General features: G+C 74.6%; 15 protein-coding genes. 3 read left to right on the top strand and 12 right to left on the bottom strand.

The features are described 5' to 3' along the window. Nucleotides 1–50: 50 nt before the first annotated feature. From PHY01_RS04080 to nadA, 4 genes are all read right to left on the bottom strand, one after another. Nucleotides 51–269 carry a hypothetical protein gene (locus PHY01_RS04080; RefSeq protein WP_141277159.1) on the bottom strand — a complete coding sequence of 73 codons (219 nt, stop codon included), beginning with the start codon at nt 267–269 and terminating at the stop codon, nt 51–53. A 155-nt stretch (nt 270–424) separates the two neighbouring features. Then, nucleotides 425–1,273 (bottom strand): carboxylating nicotinate-nucleotide diphosphorylase, encoded by an 849-nt coding sequence (gene nadC, locus PHY01_RS04085; RefSeq protein WP_141277160.1) that lies wholly within the window; start codon nt 1,271–1,273, stop codon nt 425–427. Beyond that, nucleotides 1,270–2,868, bottom strand: a complete 1,599-nt coding sequence (locus PHY01_RS04090) for an L-aspartate oxidase (RefSeq protein WP_141277161.1) — start codon at nt 2,866–2,868, stop codon at nt 1,270–1,272. The genes nadC and PHY01_RS04090 overlap by 4 nt, the downstream gene beginning before the upstream one ends. Beyond that, nucleotides 2,865–3,854, bottom strand: coding sequence for a quinolinate synthase NadA (gene nadA / locus PHY01_RS04095; RefSeq protein ID WP_141277162.1), 990 nt, complete (start codon nt 3,852–3,854; stop codon nt 2,865–2,867). Before nadA ends, PHY01_RS04090 begins: the two co-directional genes overlap by 4 nt. A 142-nt stretch (nt 3,855–3,996) precedes the next feature. Here nadA and PHY01_RS04100 point away from each other — a divergent pair, with 142 nt between their 5' ends. After that, complete coding sequence (locus PHY01_RS04100) at nt 3,997–4,749, top strand: NUDIX hydrolase (protein WP_281283589.1); 753 nt, start codon at nt 3,997–3,999, stop codon at nt 4,747–4,749. A 4-nt stretch (nt 4,750–4,753) separates the two neighbouring features. Continuing rightward, on the top strand, nt 4,754–5,431 hold the full coding sequence (locus tag PHY01_RS04105) for an LON peptidase substrate-binding domain-containing protein (protein ID WP_141277164.1): 678 nt from the start codon (nt 4,754–4,756) through the stop codon (nt 5,429–5,431). A 17-nt stretch (nt 5,432–5,448) separates the two neighbouring features. Here PHY01_RS04105 and PHY01_RS04110 read toward each other — a convergent pair whose 3' ends face one another. The 7 genes from PHY01_RS04110 to PHY01_RS04135 form a co-directional block, all read right to left on the bottom strand. After that, nucleotides 5,449–5,955 (bottom strand): type II toxin-antitoxin system PemK/MazF family toxin, encoded by a 507-nt coding sequence (locus PHY01_RS04110; protein ID WP_141277165.1) that lies wholly within the window; start codon nt 5,953–5,955, stop codon nt 5,449–5,451. 89 nt (nt 5,956–6,044) lie between these two features. Then, the gene (bsaP, locus tag PHY01_RS26185; RefSeq protein ID WP_170183621.1) at nt 6,045–6,221 is read right to left on the bottom strand and encodes a biotin synthase auxiliary protein BsaP; all 177 of its coding nucleotides are present in this window, start codon (nt 6,219–6,221) and stop codon (nt 6,045–6,047) included. Then, nucleotides 6,221–7,225 carry a biotin synthase BioB gene (gene bioB, locus PHY01_RS04115; RefSeq protein ID WP_141277261.1) on the bottom strand — a complete coding sequence of 335 codons (1,005 nt, stop codon included), beginning with the start codon at nt 7,223–7,225 and terminating at the stop codon, nt 6,221–6,223. Before bioB ends, bsaP begins: the two co-directional genes overlap by 1 nt. Nucleotides 7,226–7,242: 17 nt before the next feature. Then, a complete protein-coding gene (gene bioD / locus PHY01_RS04120; RefSeq protein WP_218030003.1) occupies nt 7,243–7,923 on the bottom strand; it encodes a dethiobiotin synthase in 681 nt (226 codons plus the stop codon). Between the two features lie 5 nt (nt 7,924–7,928). After that, on the bottom strand, nt 7,929–9,056 hold the full coding sequence (locus PHY01_RS04125) for an 8-amino-7-oxononanoate synthase (RefSeq protein WP_246085688.1): 1,128 nt from the start codon (nt 9,054–9,056) through the stop codon (nt 7,929–7,931). Nucleotides 9,057–9,066: 10 nt separating this feature from the next. Continuing rightward, nucleotides 9,067–11,217 (bottom strand): SulP family inorganic anion transporter, encoded by a 2,151-nt coding sequence (locus PHY01_RS04130; protein WP_141277168.1) that lies wholly within the window; start codon nt 11,215–11,217, stop codon nt 9,067–9,069. A 259-nt stretch (nt 11,218–11,476) separates the two neighbouring features. Next, a complete protein-coding gene (locus tag PHY01_RS04135; protein ID WP_141277169.1) occupies nt 11,477–12,745 on the bottom strand; it encodes an adenosylmethionine--8-amino-7-oxononanoate transaminase in 1,269 nt (422 codons plus the stop codon). Between the two features lie 34 nt (nt 12,746–12,779). Here PHY01_RS04135 and PHY01_RS04140 point away from each other — a divergent pair, with 34 nt between their 5' ends. Beyond that, nucleotides 12,780–13,652: a PaaX family transcriptional regulator gene (locus PHY01_RS04140; RefSeq protein WP_246085689.1), complete on the top strand. Its 873-nt coding sequence runs from the start codon at nt 12,780–12,782 to the stop codon at nt 13,650–13,652. Between the two features lie 9 nt (nt 13,653–13,661). On the opposite strand, the gene dnaE is transcribed toward PHY01_RS04140, so the two are convergent. After that, nucleotides 13,662–17,201, bottom strand: a complete 3,540-nt coding sequence (gene dnaE / locus PHY01_RS04145) for a DNA polymerase III subunit alpha (protein WP_141277171.1) — start codon at nt 17,199–17,201, stop codon at nt 13,662–13,664. Between the last annotated feature and the right edge of the window lie 132 nt (nt 17,202–17,333).

Consider the following 17,333-nt stretch of genomic DNA (forward strand, 5'->3'; position numbering starts at 1 on the left):
CTCAGCCTACGGCCGACCGCTCGCCCCGCGGGCCGGGCCCGCGCCGGGCCTCAGCTGCGGTACCCACCGATACCGCGCGCGGAGTCCCAGGTGCCGGTGTTCGGGCGCTCGTGCGGGGCCGGCCGCGGGGTGACGCACGCCGTGAGGTGCACGTAGGCGTACACCCAGGTGATGCTGCCGTCGGCGTGGGCGTGGTCGATGTGCGCCAGGCGCACGAGGGACTCGCCGTCGCCGATGGGGGCGTAGCAGCGTTCGCAGATCATGGTCATGGTGACTCCAACCCGGCCGCCCGGCGCACGCCGGGGCCCTGCACGTGAGGGTGTGGTGGAGGTCCTCGTTGACGCTTTCCCGCACCGATTGTCACCCACCGGGTACCCGATGACCGAATCGCGGTGGCGTGGCGTCGCCCACGCACCGCCGGGCGTCAGCCGGGCAGCAGGTCCAGCCCCAGGTCGAGCGCGGTGACGGAGTGGGTGAGCGCGCCGACCGCGAGGTAGTCGACCCCGGTCTCGGCGTAGGCGCGGGCGTTCTCCAGGGCGAGGCCGCCGGAGGACTCCAGCCGGGTCGGGGCGTCCCCGCGCAGCGCGACGGCCTCACGGGTGAGCGCGACGGGGAAGTTGTCGAGCAGCACCAGCTCGGCACCCAGCGCGAGCACCTCGGCCAGCTGCTCCAGCGAGTCGACCTCCACCTCGCAGGGCAGGTCCGGGGCCCGCTCCCGCGCGGCCCGCAGCGCCGCCCCCACCGACCCGGCCGCCGCCACGTGGTTGTCCTTGATCAGCACGGCGTCGCCGAGGCCCATGCGGTGGTTGACGCCGCCGCCGCAGCGCACCGCGTACTTCTCCAGCAGCCGCAGGCCCGGCAGGGTCTTGCGGGTGTCGCGGATGCGGGCCCCGGTGCCGGCGACGGCGTCGACCCAGGCCGCGGTGGCCGTCGCCACCCCGGAGAGGTGGCAGAGCAGGTTGAGCGCGGTGCGCTCGGCGGTGAGGAAGGTGCGGACGGGGGCGCGCACGGTCAGCGCGGCGTCACCCGCCTGCACCCGGTCGCCGTCGGCGGCGCAGGAGAGCACCTCGTAGTCGCCGACGACGGCGTCGAGCACCGCGAGGACGGCCGGGATCCCGGCCAGCACCCCGGGGCGGCGCGCCGCGAAGGCGCCGACGGCGATCGCGTCGGCCGGGACCGTCGCCTCGGTGGTGGCGTCCGGGCCGTAGCGCAGGTCCTCCTCCAGCGCGGTGGCGACGACGCGGCGCAGGTCGTCGGGATCGGGGCCGGTCATGCGGCGACCGCCTTGCCCGCGCGGACCTCGGGACGGCCCGTCCCGTCCAGCACGACCTCCAGGCTCGCCCGCTGCCACACGTCGTCGCGGGCCGGGAAGTCGGTGCGCACGTGGCAGCCCCGGCTCTCGGTACGGGTGCCCGCGGCGGCGAGCACCGCCTGCGCGAGCAGCGTCAGCGCGGCGTCCTCGACACCGGCCCGGTCGATCGGCACCGCCAGCGCGGTGGCCGCCTCGACCGCGTCGGAGGCGGCGGCCAGGCCGGCCCCGTCGCGCCCGACGCCGGCGGCACCGGACATGGCCCGCTGCACGACCCCGCGGTCGGCCAGCGGCACGGCGGGCGCGGGAATGGCAGGAAGGCCACCTTCCCGCAGCAAGGTTGCGGGAAGGTGGCCTTCCTGCAGTTCGGCCACCACCGTCGACGCCACCCGCGCCCCCATCACCAGGCCCTCCAGCAGGCTGTTCGAGGCCAGCCGGTTGGCCCCGTGCAGCCCGGTGCGGGCCACCTCGCCCGCGGCGTAGAGCCCGGGCACGGCGGTCCGGCCGGACGCGTCGGTGACGACGCCGCCGCACGAGTAGTGCGCCGCGGGCGTCACCGGGACGGGCTCGCGGACCGGGTCGATCCCGGCGGCGCGGCAGGCCGCGTACACCGTGGGGAAGCGGGCGGCGAAGCCGTCGAGGGCACGGGCGTCGAGGTAGACGCACGAGGTGCCGGTCTCGGCGAGGCGGCGGGTGATGGCGGCGGCCACGACGTCGCGCGGGGCGAGGTCGGCCAGCGGGTGCACGCCGGTCATGAACCGGCGCCCGGCCCGGTCGAGCAGCACCGCGCCCTCGCCGCGCACGGCCTCGGTGACCAGCGGGCGCCGCCCGACGGCCGGGCCGGTGTAGAGCACGGTCGGGTGGAACTGCACGAACTCCAGGTCGGCCGCCGACGCCCCGGCCCGCAGCGCGAGCGCGACGCCGTCGCCGGTGGCGGTCTCCGGGTTGGTCGTGGAGGAGTAGAGCTGCCCGTAGCCGCCGGTCGCGAGCAGCACCGCGGGGGCCCGCAGCACCCCCGGGCGCCCGGAGCCGTCGAGCACGGCCAGGCCGGCGACGCGCCCGTCGGGCTCCCGCAGCGCGTCGACGGCGACGTGGTCGGTGAGCAGCGGCAGACCGCCGGAGGCGTGCACCAGCGCGCGCTCCACCTCGGCGCCCGTGGCGTCACCGCCCGCGTGCACCACCCGGAACGCGGAGTGCCCGCCCTCGCGCGTCCGGGCCAGCCTGCCGTCGGGCCCGGCGTCGAAGCGCGCTCCGCGCTCCCGCAGCCGCGCGACGGCCGCCGGCCCGTCGGCGATGATCGACGCGACGGCGGCCGGGTCGCACAGCCCGCCGCCGGCCTCCAGGGTGTCGGCGACGTGCGCGTCGATGCTGTCGCCCGCCACGTCACCGACGACGACGGCGACGCCTCCCTGCGCCCAGCGCGTCGATCCGGCGTCGACGGCGTCCTTGGTGACGACGACGACCCGCAGGCCCGCGGCGGCGGCGTCCAGCGCGGCGGTCAGCCCCGCGACGCCCGACCCGACGACGACGAGGTCCGCCTCCGCCTCCCAGGGGTTCACTCCCCACCCCCGGGCTGCCCGATCGCGATCATCCGCTGCACCGCGGCCCGGCCCCGCTCGGCCAGCTCCGGGTCGACGTGCACCTCGTCGCGGCCCTCGCGCAGCGCCCGCAGCAGCTTCGCCGGGGTGATCATCTTCATGTAGTGGCAGGAGGCGCGGTCGTTGACGGCGCGGAAGTCGACCTCCGGGGCCGCGCGGCGCAGCTGGTGCAGCATCCCGACCTCGGTGGCGACCAGCACGGTGCCACCCGGCGTCGCGGTGCGCGCGGCGTCGAGCATGCCGCCCGTCGAGAGGATCTTGACGCGCTCCTGCGGCACCGCCCCGGCACCGGCGAGGTAGAGCGCCGAGGTGGCGCAGCCGCACTCCGGGTGCACGTAGAGGTCGGCGCCGGGGTGCGCCTCGCTCTGCGCGGTGAGCGCCGGGCCGCTGATGCCGGCGTGCACGTGGCACTCCCCCGCCCAGACGTGCATGTTCTCCCGGCCGGTGATCCGGCGGACGTGCGCGCCGAGGAACTGGTCGGGCAGGAACAGCACCTCGCGGTCGGCCGGGACCGACTCCACGACCTCGACCGCGTTCGACGAGGTACAGCACACGTCGGTCTCGGCCTTCACCGCGGCGGTGGTGTTGACGTAGGACACCACCACGGCGCCGGGGTGCTCGGCCTTCCACGCCCGGAGCTGGTCGGCGGTGATCGAGTCGGCCAGCGAGCAGCCCGCGCCCGCGTCCGGGATCAGCACGGTCTTGTCCGGGCTGAGGATCTTCGCGGTCTCGGCCATGAAGTGCACGCCGCAGAACACGATCGTCGAGGCCGTCGACTCCGCCGCGATCCGCGAGAGGGCCAGCGAGTCGCCGGTGAAGTGGGCGACGTCCTGGATCTCGGGCAGCTGGTAGTTGTGCGCCAGCACCACGGCGTCCTGCTGCGCGGCGAGCGCCCGGACCTCCTCGGCCCATCCGGCGTCCAGCACCGGGGCTTCGGTCGTCGTCATGACCCCTCCTCGTGTTTTCGACTAGTAGTCGTAAACTGCCGACGATGCTAGCAGTGCCGCCGCCGGGAGGCACGTACCGCGTGACCCCCACCTCACCCGCCGGACACCCGTCGTTCACCCGGCCCCCCCTACGATCACCGCCGTGAGCGGACACGAGGTGCTCGCCGCGGTGCTGCGCATCGGGGACAGCGGGGACGTCGAGGTCCTCGCCTGGCAGCGCGCCCGCGACCCGGACCGCGGCTGCTGGGCCCTGCCCGGCGGCCGCCTCGGCGACGACGAGGACGTCGAGACCTCGGTGCTGCGCCAGCTCGCCGAGAAGGTCGACGTCCGGGAGGTCGCCCACGTCGAGCAGCTCGGGGTGTTCAGCGAACCGGGCCGCGTGCCCGGGACGCGGCTGATCGCCACCGCGTTCCTCGGGCTCGTCCCCTCCGACGTCGACCCCGCGGTGCCCGCCGACACCGCGTGGCGCACCGTCAGCCCGCCGCCCGCCGAGGGCGCCCCGGCCCCGGACGTCCTGCCCACCCCGGTCCGTGCCCCCGCACTGGCCTGCGCCGCCTTCGACCACGGCACGATCGTCGCCGCGGCCCGCGACCGCCTGCGCGCGAAGCTGTCCTACACCAACCTCGGCTTCGCCATCGCCCCGCGCGAGTTCACCATCTCCGCCCTGCGCGACCTCTACGTCGCCGCGCTGGGCCACCCCGTGTCGGCCACCAACCTGCAGCGCGTCCTGACCCGCCGCGCCCTGCTCGAACCGACCGGCGCCGTCGCCCCGCCCGGGCCGTCGGGCGGGCGGCCCGCGGCCCTGTTCCGGTTCACCGACCGCACCCTGCGCGTCACCGACGCCTTCGCGGTGCTCAAGCCGCCGGGCGAGCACGGGCGCGGCCCCGTACCGTAGATGGGTGGCCGAGACCGTCCCCGTGTTCCCTCTGGGAACCGTGCTCATGCCGGGGGCCCTGCTGCCGCTGCACATCTTCGAACCGCGCTACCGCCAGCTCACCATCGATCTGGTCACCGGCGCGGTGCCCGACAAGGAGTTCGGCGTCGTCGCCGTCCGCGAGGGATGGACGCCCGACGAGGACGGCATCGAGGGCCTGCACTCCGTCGGCTGCACCGCGGCGCTGCGCGACGTCCGGCGCCTGCCCGACGGCCGGTTCGACATCGTCACCCGCGGCGCCCGGCGCTTCCGGCTGCTCGAGCTCGACACCGAGTCCAAGCCGTACCTGATGGGGTCGGTCGAGTTCCTGCCCGACACCGGGTTCGAGGGCGGTGACGACCTCACCTCGATGCTCACCTCGTCCGCCCGCGACGCCCACCGCCGCTACTGCGACACGGCGTGGAAGACCGACGACTGGTCCGAGCCCGACGCCGCCATCCCCGCCGACGAGCTGCCGGCCGTCCTCGCCGCCGACTGCCTGCTCCCCCTGGCCGACAAGCAGGGGCTGCTGGAGCAGGCCTCCCCCACCGAGCGGCTGCGGATGGTCCGCCTGCTGCTGGCGCGCGAGACCGGCCTGCTCACCCAGCTGCGGGCCGTGCCGGCGCCGCTGACGACCTTCTCGGTCGAGCACAGCGCCAACTGACCCCGCGGGTCGCGGCCTCAGCTCCAGCCGAAGCGCCCGCGCAGCTGGTCGGCGACGCGGTCGAAGCGGGCGCGGTCGAGCACGGCGCCCTCCCGGCGGATGTCGTGCTCCCCCACCTCGAGCACGCGGTCGAGCCGGACGAACGACTCCCGCCCCTCACGGTCCCAGGCGCCGGACCCGATCGAGACCCAGTCGCGGTCGTCCGCCCGGTCGCCCTGGCTCGACAGCATGAGCCCGACGAGGTCGCCGTCCTGCCGCCCGACGACCAGCAGCGGGCGGTCCTTGCCGCGCCCGTCGTCCTCCTCGAACGGCACCCAGGCCCAGACGATCTCCCCCGGGTCGGCCGCCCCGTCGAGATCGGGGGCGTAGGCGACGGTGCGCGGGGCGTCGCCGGTGGGCGCGCTGCGGGCCCGGGGTCGCGGCGACCCGCCCGCGGGCGGCCTGCCCGTCTGCTGCGACGACCTCGACAGCAGGTCCATCCCGATCTTGGCCGCCTGCCGCAGCAGGCCTCCCCAGTTCGCCATCCGCCCAGCATGGCGGGTGCCGGGGTGCCCGCCGCGACCGCCCCCGCGGCCACCGGGAGACGGCGGCCGTCGGGGTCACGACGCGGCTCTCAGGCGTTGCGGAGCTCCCCGTGGCGGCTGCACCGGGCCGTCCAGCCCACCGGGTCGACCTGCACGACCATCCGCCGGGCGCACTCGGGGCAGTAGCGCGGCGGCTCGAGCTCGCGGCGCGCGACGCAGACCGGATGGTCCCCGGCCGGCTGCCCGCACTGGTCGCAGAAGGCCATCAGATCGTGTCGTTCAGCGCCTTGATCGGCATCTGCAGCTCGCCGAGCAGGTCGATGTCGGACTCCGCGGCGCGGCCCAGGGTCGTCAGGTAGTTGCCGACGATGACGGCGTTGATGCCGCCGAGCAGGCCCTTGCGCGCGCCCAGGTCGCCCAGGGTGATCTCCCGGCCGCCCGCGAAGCGCAGCACCGTGCGCGGCAGCGCGAGCCGGAACGCGGCGACGGAGCGCAGCGCGTCGGGCCCGGAGAGGACCTCCAGGTCGCCGAACGGGGTGCCCGGGCGCGGGTTGAGGAAGTTGAGCGGCACCTCGTCGGGGGTGAGGGCGGCGAGCTGCGCGGCGAACTCGGCGCGCTGCTCGAGGGTCTCCCCCATGCCCAGGATCCCGCCGCAGCAGACCTCCATACCCGCCTCGCGCACCAGGCGCAGCGTCTCCGCGCGCTCCTCCCAGGTGTGGGTGGTGACGACGTTCGGGAAGTGCGAGCGCGCGGTCTCCAGGTTGTGGTTGTAGCGGTGCACGCCCATCGCGGCGAGCTGGTCGACCTGCTCCTGGTCGAGCATCCCGAGCGAGCAGGCGATGTTGATGTCGATCTCGTCCTTGATCGCCGCGATGCCGGCGGCGACCTGCGCCATCAGCCGGGCGTCCGGGCCGCGCACGGCCGCGACGATGCAGAACTCCGTGGCCCCGGTCTTCGCCGTCTGCTTGGCCGCCTCGACCAGCGCGGGGATGTCCAGCCACGCGGAACGGACGGGCGAGGCGAACAGCCCGGACTGCGAGCAGAAGTGGCAGTCCTCGGGGCAACCGCCGGTCTTGAGCGAGATGATGCCCTCGACCTCGACCTCCGGCCCGCACCAGCGCATCCGCACGTCGTGGGCGAGCTGGAGCAGGTCGTCGAGGGCCTCGTCGGGCAGGCGCAGCACCTCGAGCACCTGGGCCTCGTCGAGGCCGACCCCCTCCTCCAGCACCCGGGTGCGGGCGGTGGCGAGGATGGCGGCGGCTTCGGCCATGACAGTCGGCGGGGTCGTCACGAACCGGGACTATGCCATTCCCCGCCGAGTTCGCACGAAAGACTGTGACGAGCGACGGTGGCGAACTCCGCCGGACCGAGCGTCCCCGCCCCCTCCGGCACCGCTCCCACCAGCGGGGACCCGGTCACGGACGGCAGGTCGGCGAGGTTGCAGCGGGCCGCCAGATCGGGGTCGCGCGGCCACGCCCCGATCACGACGCCCGCGCAGCGCAGGCCCCGCGCCGCCAGCGCCCCGGTGGTGAGTGCGGTGTGGTTGAGCGTGCCGAGCCCGGCCGCGGCGACGACGAGGACCGGCGCGTCCAGCTCGGCGGCGACGTCGGCGAGGGTCCCGTCGCCGTCGAAGCGCACGAGCAGGCCACCCGCCCCCTCGATGAGGACGAGATCGTGGTCGGCGGCCAGCTCCCGGGCGGCCGCGGCGGCCGCGGCCGGGGTGACGGTCGGGAGCCCGGCGCGGCGGGCGGCGGTGTCGGGGGCGAGCGGGTCGGGGTAGCGGGCGAGCTCGCGCCCGGTCACGCCCGGCACGAGCCGCGCCACGTCGGCGAGGTCGCCCGGCTCCCCGGGGCCCACCCCGGTCTGGGCGGGCTTGAGCACCGCGACCCGGCCCGGCGCGAGCGCGGCCACCGCGGCGGTGACGACGGTCTTCCCGACGCCCGTGCCCGTGCCGGTGACGACGAGCAGCCGGTTCACCGCGCGGCCGCCGGGGCCAGCACCTCGGCGAACACCCGGCGGACGTGGGCGAGGTCGTCGGCGGTGAGGGTGGCCCGCGCGGTGAGGCGGAGCCGGCTGGTGCCCTCCGGCACCGACGGCGGGCGGAAGCACCCGACGCGCACCCCGAGCTCGGCGCAGCGCCGGGCCGCGGCCAGCGCCCGCGCGGGCTCGCCGAGCACCACCGACACCACCGACGACGCCGGCGCGGGCACCCCGGCCGCGGCGGCCAGGTCAGCGGCGGCCCGCAGCACCGCCGCGGGCAGCGACGGCGTCGCCGCCAGCACCCGCAGCGCGGCGAGCGCGGAGCCGACGCACGCGGGCGCCAGGCCGGTGTCGAAGATGAACGACCGCGCCGAGTCGACCAGGTGCGCGGTGACCGCGGCCGGGCCGAGCACCGCGCCGCCCTGGCTGCCCAGTGCCTTCGACAGCGTCACCGTCGCGACCACGTCGTCGGCCCCGGCCAGCCCGACCCCGGCCAGCAGCCCGCGCCCGCCCGGCCCGCACACGCCCAGCCCGTGCGCCTCGTCGACGACGAGCAGCGCCTCCCGGGACCGGCTGATCGCGTGCAGCTCCCGCAGCGGGGCGAGCCCGCCGTCGACGCTGTTCACGCTGTCGGTGACGACCAGCGCGCGCGTCTCGGTGCGCTGCGCCAGCGCGGCGTCGACGGCGGCCGGGCCGTCGGCGACGACGATGCGCGCCCGGGAGAGCCGGCAGGCGTCGACCAGCGAGGCGTGGTTGGCGACGTCGGACACGATCAGCGCGCCCGGGCCGGACAGCGCGGTGAGCGCACCCAGGTTGGCCGCGTAGCCCGAGGAGAACACCAGCGCCGACTCGGCCCCGCAGAACGCCGCGAGCTCGCGCTCGAGCTCGGCGTGCAGGGCGGTGGTGCCGGTGACCAGCCGCGACCCGGTCGAGCCCGCCCCCCACGTGCGCAGGGCCTCGACCCCGCCGTCGACCACCCGCGGGTCGGTGCACAACCCGAGGTAGTCGTTGCCCGCGAGGTCGATGCCCGGGTCGCCGGCCGCGCGGGGCGTGAGCTCCCGGCGCAGACCGGCGGCGCGGCGGGCGGCGGCATGGGCGTCGAGCCAGGCCAGTGGGTGCACCCGCAGGACTCTAGGCGCCCGCGGGAGGTGGCCCCTCGGACCCCGGGCCGGTGAACCGGAACTCCCCCGCCTCCCGGTCGAGGGTCAGCACGCGGGCGGTGGGGATGTCGAAGAACAGCCCGACGAGCCCGGCCCCGGTGTGCTCCAGCGCGTCGAGCTGCACCGCGACGTTGACCATGGCCAGCGCCTCGGCCTCGCCGAACCCGTCGCGCAGCGCCGCCACGCCCACCGGGTGCCCCGCGCGGAACGCCTCCAGGGTGGGCTCCGCGGCGCGCAGCCAGTCGCCGAGCGGACCCTCGGCGGTGCCGTCGAGCAGCCCGCGCATCGCCCCGCAGCCGGAGTGCCCGCACACGGCCAGCGTCGGCACCTCCAGCACCGTCGTCGCGTACTGGACGGCCGCGCGCACCGAGGTCCCGGCCACCAGGTTGCCCACGTTCTGCACGGTGAACAGGTCGCCGGGGCCGCTGCGGGTGATCACGCTGGGCACCACCCGGGAGTCGGCGCAGGTGAGGATCAGGCCCGACGGGGCCTGCCCGGCGCCCAGCGAGCGCAGCGTCGGGCGCAGCGGGGCGGACTCCTCGTGGAACGCCGCCACGCCGTCGAGCAGCGGGTCCGCGCTCGCGCCCTGCCACTGCGACCACGTCGCGTACCGCCCCCGCGGCCGCCCACCGGCGCCCGGCGGCTCCGTGACCTCGGTGCTGGCCCCGCTCGCCCGGTGCCGGGTGGTCCAGGTGTCGAGGTGGTCGTAGGCGGCGTGGTCGAGGTAGTCGACGACGAGGTCGACCTGCACCGGGGCGCCCGCCGGCACCGCGCTCAGCGTCCGGGCCAGCGCCGGGACCGACAGGAAGCTCAGCGTCCCGCCGACGACCACGCGGTGCGGGTCGCCGTCGGCCGCGGGCGGCTCGTGGCGCAGGTCGGCCGACAGCGCGCGGCGCAGCATGAGGAACCCGGCCACGGCCAGCCCGACGGCGACGCCCTCCAGCAGGTTGAGCGCGAGCACACCGAGGATGGTCGCGACGTACACCGCGAGGTCGCCGTGGCGGCGGGCCTGCGTCACGTCGACCGGCTTGACGAGCTGGAGCCCGACCATGATCAGCAACCCGGCGAGCGCGGCCAGCGGCACCAGCTCGATGATCCCGATCAGCAGGATCGCGAACACCGCGATCCAGACGCCGTGCAGCACCGTCGACGCCCGGGTGCGCGCCCCGGCGCGGACGTTGGCCGAGCTGCGCACGATCACCCCGGTGACCGGCAGGCCCCCGAGCAGCCCGGACACGCCGTTGGCCGCGCCCTGCCCGATCAATTCCCGGTCGGGACGGGTGCGCGGGCCGTCATGCAGACGGTCGACCGCGACCGCGGACAGCAGGCTCTCCACGCTCGCGACCAGCGCCACGGTGAGGACACCGCCGGCGATCCCGGCCCAGTCCCCCGCGGGCAGCACGCTCGGCAGGGCGATCGACTCCAGCAGCCCGCCGGGCAGGTCGACCCGCGGGACGGCGGGCCAGATCACCGCCACCGCGGTGGCCGCGACGACGGCCACGAGCGGGCCGGGCACCGCCCGCACCGCCCTGGGCACCAGCGGCCAGGCCAGCAGCATCGTGATCGTCACCCCGCCGACGGCCGCGGCGGCCGGGTCGGCGGCCAGCAGCCGGGCCGGGAGCCCCAGCACGCTGTCGACGGCGCTGGACGGTGGCGTCCCGCCGAGCACGACGTGCAGCTGGCCCAGCGCGATCGTCAGCCCGATCCCGGCGAGCATCCCGTGCACGACGGCGGGCGGGATCGCCTGGCTGTAGCGGGCCACCCGCAGCAGCCCGAACACGATCTGCAGCAGCCCGGCCCCGACGGTGATCAGGCACGTGACCTGCCAGCCGAACCGCGCCACCAGCTCCGCGACGACGACGGTGAGCCCCGCCGCCGGGCCGCTGACCTGCAGCGGGGACCCGCCCAGCAGCCCGGCCACCACACCGCCCACGACCGCGGCGATGATCCCCGCCATGATCGGCGCGCCGGAGGCCAGCGCGATGCCCAGCGACAGCGGCACGGCGACGAGGAACACCACGAGCGAGGCGCCGACGTCGGCGCGCAGGGTGCTCAGGCGGCCGGGCGGGGCGTGCTGGGTCGGGCGCGCGGGCTGGGCCGTGGGGCGGACGGACACGGACATCGAGTTCTCCCGGGATGGGTCGGAGGGACGGGCGCCTCGCTGCACCGCGACCCGCCAACGAGGTGTCCGCGCTGTCCGTTCCGACCGCTATATCCGCCTCCGGCAGGAGTTAATGTGATTGTCATGTTCGTCTGAAGGAGGCGTTTCCGCAGGTCGCCGCCGTAGGAACGCACCCGCGCCGGACCGTCGGGCCGACACCGCCACCCGTCCGCGCCGCCCCGGCCGGGTGATCATCAATGAAGATGATCACCCGGCCGGGCTACCCCGCCGCCGCGGCCGCCACCACCGCACCGGTGATCGTGGCGAGGTCGTCGGGGCTGCAGACGTAGGGCGGCATCGTGTAGACGAGGTCGCGGAACGGGCGCAGCCACACCCCGGCGTCGACGGCCGCGGTGGACGCCGCCGCCATGTCGACCTCGTGGTCGAGCTGCACCACCCCGATCGCGCCGAGCACTCGCACGTCGACGACGCCGGGCAGGGCGCGGGCCGGGGCGAGGCCCGCGGTCAGCGCCCGGGAGATCCCGGCGACCTCGCCGCGCCAGTCGCGCTCGCCCAGCAGCCGCACGGAGGCCCCCGCGACGGCCGCGGCCAGCGGGTTGCCCATGAACGTCGGGCCGTGCATGAGGACCCCCGCCGCCCCGTCGGAGATGCCCCGGGCCACCTCCGAGGTGCACAGCGCGGCGGCCATCGTCAGGTAGCCGCCGGTCAGGGCCTTGCCGACGCACAGGACGTCGGGTGCGACGCCGGCGTGGTCGGCGGCGAACATCTCGCCGGTGCGCCCGAAGCCGGTGGCGATCTCGTCGAACACCAGCAGCACGTCGTTCGCCAGGCACAGCTCGCGCAGGACGTGCAGGTAGCGCGGGTCGTGGAAGCGCATCCCGCCCGCCCCCTGCACGACGGGCTCGACGATCACCGCGGCCAGCTCGTCGGCGTGGGTCTCGACCAGCCGCGCCAGCTCCGCGACGTAGGCGGTCTCGAACCCCCGCGGCGGCGCGGAGGCGAACACCTGCCGCGGCAGCACGTCGGTCCACAGGGAGTGCATGCCACCGTCGGGGTCGCAGACGCTCATCGCGCCGAAGGTGTCGCCGTGGTAGCCGCCGCGCCAGGTCATCAGCCGGTGCTTCTCCGGGCGCCCCCGCGAGCGCTGGTACTGCAGGCACATCTTGATCGCGACCTCGACCGACACCGACCCCGAGTCGGCCAGGAACACGTGCTCCAGCCCGGCCGGGGTGATCTCGACCAGCGATCGCGCCAGGTCGACGGCCGGTGAGTGGGTGAGCCCGCCGAACATCACGTGGCTCATGGCGCCGAGCTGGTCGCGCACCGCGGCGTCGAGGACGGGGTGGGCGTAGCCGTGGATCGCCGCCCACCACGACGACATGCCGTCGACGAGCTCGCGCCCGTCGGCCAGGTGCAGGCGCACCCCGGCCGCCGAGACGACGGGCAGCGGGGTGGCCGTCGCCGGCATCGGGGCGTAGGGGTGCCACACGTGCTGCCGGTCGTCCGCCACGATGCGCTCGATATCCACGTGCGCAGACAGTAGTGACTACGCTGGGCCGGTCATGTCCGCAGCCGAGTCCCTCCCCCACCTCCCCGGCGTCGAGCACCCGGCGCTGTCGCGGCGCCGCGAGCTGGGCGCGACCAGCGCCCGGTCGCTGCTGCTCACGATCCTGGGCGAGTTCGTGCTGCCGCGCGACGAGCCGGTCTGGACCCAGGTCCTGCTCGACGTGCTCGGCGCCCTCGGGGTGGAGCCGAAGTCGGCGCGCCAGGCACTCGCCCGCACCGCGGCGGAGGGCCTGCTGGAGTCCGACCGGGCGGGCCGCCGGGTGCGCTGGTCGTTGACCCCGTCGGGCAGGCGGTTGCTCACCGACGGGGCCGAGCGGATCTACGGCTTCGGGGCGGCGCCCCGGCCGTGGGACGGGCGGTGGCTGGTGCTGCTGGTCAGCGTCCCGGAGGCGCGCCGTCAGCTGCGTCACCGGCTGCGCACGCGGCTGGCCTGGGCCGGGCTCGGCTCGCCCGCGCCGGGCGTGTGGGTCTCCCCCGACCCGGGCAAGCAGCCCGAGGTGGCCGACGTCCTCGCCGACCTCGACCTGGGCGCCGTCTCGAGCTCGTTCGTCGGCCCGTTCGGCGCGATCGGCGCGGAGGGCGCGGTCGTCGCGCAGGCCTGGGACCTCGCCGAGGTCGAGGCGGCCTACGAGGAGTTCCTCGACGCCTTCGCCGAGGTGGAGCCCGCGTCCCCGGCCGAGGTGCTCGCCCACCAGATCCATCTCGTGCACGCCTGGCGCCGGTTCCCCTTCCTCGACCCGCGCCTGCCCCCCGAGCTGCTCCCGGAGCACTGGGCCGGCACGCGCGCCGCCGAGCGGTTCGCCCGGCTGCACGCGCTCTGGGACCGGCCCGCCCAGCAGCACTGGCAGCAGCTGGCCGGGCGGCCCTGAGCCCGCTGCTCAGCCCAGGCAGCCCGGACCGAGCAGCGCCTTGAGGTCGCCCATCAGCGCGCTGGACTGGGTGACCTTGAGCCCGTCGTCGAGCTTCCAGACCTTCGTGCCGCTGCCCCCGACCAGGGCCAGGTGCACCTCGGAGGTGCCCGGGTGGTGGCTGAGCACCTCCTTGAGCCGGGAGACCCGCTGCGGGGTGACCAGCTCGGTGCGCATGCTCACCCGGACCGGGGCACCGGCCCCGCCCCCGGCCACCGTGAGGTCGGGCAGTGCGAGGTCGTTGACGATCAGTGACACGCGGTCGTCGCGCCGGTTGACCCGGCCCTTGAGCAGCACGATCGCGTCCTCGGCGACGTCGACGCCGACCACCTGGTAGCAGCGGGGGAAGAACAGCACCTCGATGCCGCCCGCGAGGTCCTCGAGCTGCGCCGACGCCCACGGCTCGCCGTTCTTGTTCAGCCGGCGGTTGACCCCGGCGAGGATGCCGCCGACGGTGACCTGGTGCCCGTCGGGCACGGTGCCGTCGACGATGGCCGAGAGCGGGGTGTCGGTCTTGGCCGCGAGCACCTGCTCGACGCCGTGCAGCGGGTGCCCGGAGACGTAGAGCCCGAGCATCTCCCGCTCGACGGCGAGCTTGTGCTTGGTGTCCCACTCCTCGGTGGAGACCTTGACGTCGAACACCGAGTCGAGTTCGGAGGGCCCCGAGCCGTCCATGGAGCCGAACAGGTCGAACTGGCCCATCGACGCGGCCTTCTTCGTGCTCATCACCGCGTCGATCGCGTCGGCGTGCACGAGCAGCAGGCCCTTGCGGGTGTGCCCGAGCGAGTCGAACGCGCCGGCCTTGATCAGCGACTCGATGACCTTCTTGTTGCAGACCACCGCGTCGACCTTGCGCAGGAAGTCGGAGAAGTCGGTGAAGTCGCCCTTGTCCTTGCGGGCCTTCACGATCGCGTCGACGACGTTCACCCCGACGTTGCGGATGCCGCCGAGGCCGAACCGGATGTCGGTGCCGACGGGGGCGAAGTTGCGCACCGACTCGTTGACGTCGGGCGCGAGCACCGTGATGCCCATGCGGCGGCACTCGGCCAGGTAGACCGCGGCCTTGTCCTTGTCGTCGCGCACCGAGGTGAGCACGCCGGACATGTACTCGGCCGGGTAGTTGGCCTTGAGGTACGCCGTCCAGTACGAGACCACGCCGTAGGCGGCGGAGTGGGCGCGGTTGAACGCGTAGTCGGAGAACGGGAGCAGGATGTCCCAGAGCGTCTTGACCGCGGCCGCGGAGTAGCCGTTGTCCTTCATGCCCTGCGCGAAGCCGGCGTACTCCTTGTCGAGGATCTCCTTCTTCTTCTTGCCCATCGCCCGGCGCAGCAGGTCGGCCTTGCCCAGCGAGTACCCGGCGAGGGTCTGCGCGATGGCCATGACCTGCTCCTGGTACACGATCAGGCCGTAGGTCTCGCCGAGCACCTCCTTGAGCGGCTCGGCCAGCTCCGGGTGGATCGGGGTGACCTCCTGCCGCCCGTTCTTGCGGTCGGCGTAGTCGTTGTGGGCGTTGGCGCCCATCGGGCCGGGCCGGTAGAGCGCGCCGACCGCGGAGATGTCGTCGAACTCGGTGGGGGCCATGCGGCGCAGCAGGTCGCGCATCGGGCCGCCGTCGAGCTGGAACACCCCGAGCGTGTCGCCCCGGGAGAGCAGCTCGTAGGTCTTCGGGTCGTCGAGCCCGACGTCCTCGATGACGAGCTTCGGCTTGCCGTTGAGCTCGATGTTCTCCAGCGCGTCGTCGATGATCGTGAGGTTGCGCAGGCCCAGGAAGTCCATCTTGAGCAGCCCGAGCGTCTCGCAGGCGCCCATGTCGAACTGCGTGATGATCGCGCCGTCGGCCTCGCGCCGCTGGATCGGGATGACGTCGATCAGCGGCTTGCTCGACATGATCACGCCCGCGGCGTGGACGCCCCACTGCCGCTTGAGGCCCTCCAGGCCCCGGGCGGTGTCGATGATCTCCTTGACCTGCGGGTCGACGTCGTAGAGCGCGCGGACCTCGGTGGCCTCGGAGTACCGCTTGTGCGACGGGTCGAACACGCCGGACAGCGGGATGTCCTTGCCCATGATCGCCGGCGGCATGGCCTTGGTGATCCGGTCGGCCACCGCGTAGCCGGGCTGGCCGAACAGCACCCGCGCCGAGTCCTTGATCGCGGCCTTCGCCTTGATCGTGGAGTAGGTGATGATCTGCGCGATCCGGTCCTCGCCGTACTTCTCGGTGGTGTAGCGGATCATCTCGCCACGCCGGCGCTCGTCGAAGTCCATGTCGATGTCGGGCATCGAGATGCGCTCGGGGTTGAGGAACCGCTCGAAGAGCAGCTTGTGGTGGATCGGGTCGAGGTCGGTGATGCCCAGGGCGTAGGCCACCAGCGACCCCGCCGCCGACCCGCGGCCGGGCCCGCACCGGATGCCGACGGACTTCGCGTGCTGGATCAGGTCGGCGGTGACCAGGAAGTAGCCGGGGAAGCCCATCTGGATGATGACGCCGACCTCGTAGTCGACCTGCTTGCGGTACTTCTCGGTGAACCCGTTCGGGAAACGCGCGTGCATCCCCCGCTCGACCTCCTTGACCAGCCAGCTCTCCTCGCTCTCGCCCTCCGGGACGGGCGCGCGGGGCATGAGGTCCTGGCCCTCGGCGAAGGAGACGTCGACGCGCTCGGCGATCGCGAGGGTGTTGTCGCACGCCTCGGGGAACGCGTCGTCCCACTGGGCCCGCATCTCGGCCGCGGACTTGAGGTAGAAGTCCTGGGCGTCGAACTTGAACCGGTTGGGGTCGGCGAGGGTCTTGCCGGTCTGCACGCACAGCAGCACCTCGTGCGGCTTGGCGTCCTCGGCGTAGGTGTAGTGCAGGTCGTTGGTGGCCAGGCCGGGCAGCTCGAGCTGCTTCTTGAGCCGGTGCAGGTCGTCGCGGACCCGGCGCTCGATCTCGATGCCGTGGTCCATCAGCTCGCAGAAGAAGTTCTCCCGGCCGAAGATGTCGCGGTAGTCGCTCGCGGCCTGTACGGCGTCGTCGTAGCGGTCCTGCTGGAGCAGCCGCTGGACCTCCCCCGACGGGCACCCCGTGGTGGCGATGAGGCCCTTGCCGTAGGTCTCCAGCAGCTCGCGGTCCATGCGGGGCTTGTAGTAGTAGCCCTCCAGCGACGCCAGCGACGAGAGCCGGAAGAGGTTGTGCATCCCCTCGTTGTTCTCGGCCAGCAGCGTCATGTGGGTGTACATCTCACCCGGGTTGTCGTCGGAGACCTGCTGCCCGCCCAGGGTGGCGCGCTTGCGCTCGTGGCGGCTGCCCGGCGCGAGGTAGCCCTCCATGCCGATGATCGGCTTGACGCCGGCGGCCCTGGCCTTGCGCCAGAACTCGTAGGCCCCGAACACGTTGCCGTGGTCGGTCATGGCCAGCGCGGGCATCTCCATCCGCTCGGCCTCCGTGAACAGGTCGTCCAGGCGCGCGGCCCCGTCGAGCATGGAGAACTCGGTGTGGGTGTGCAGGTGGACGAAGCTGTCGCCTGAGCCGGCCATCGGGGTGGTGAGCTCCCTCCTGGCACGGCTCTCGGGGCCGTGCGATCGTCACGTCCCCGCGGCGGATCCTCGGCCGGGCACACACGTGGTGCGGACCGGCGGACGGCCCGCGGGGATGAGCCAGGTTAACCC

The organism is Pseudonocardia hydrocarbonoxydans (genome assembly GCF_006539565.1).
Taxonomy (GTDB): Bacteria; Actinomycetota; Actinomycetes; order Mycobacteriales; family Pseudonocardiaceae; genus Pseudonocardia; species Pseudonocardia hydrocarbonoxydans.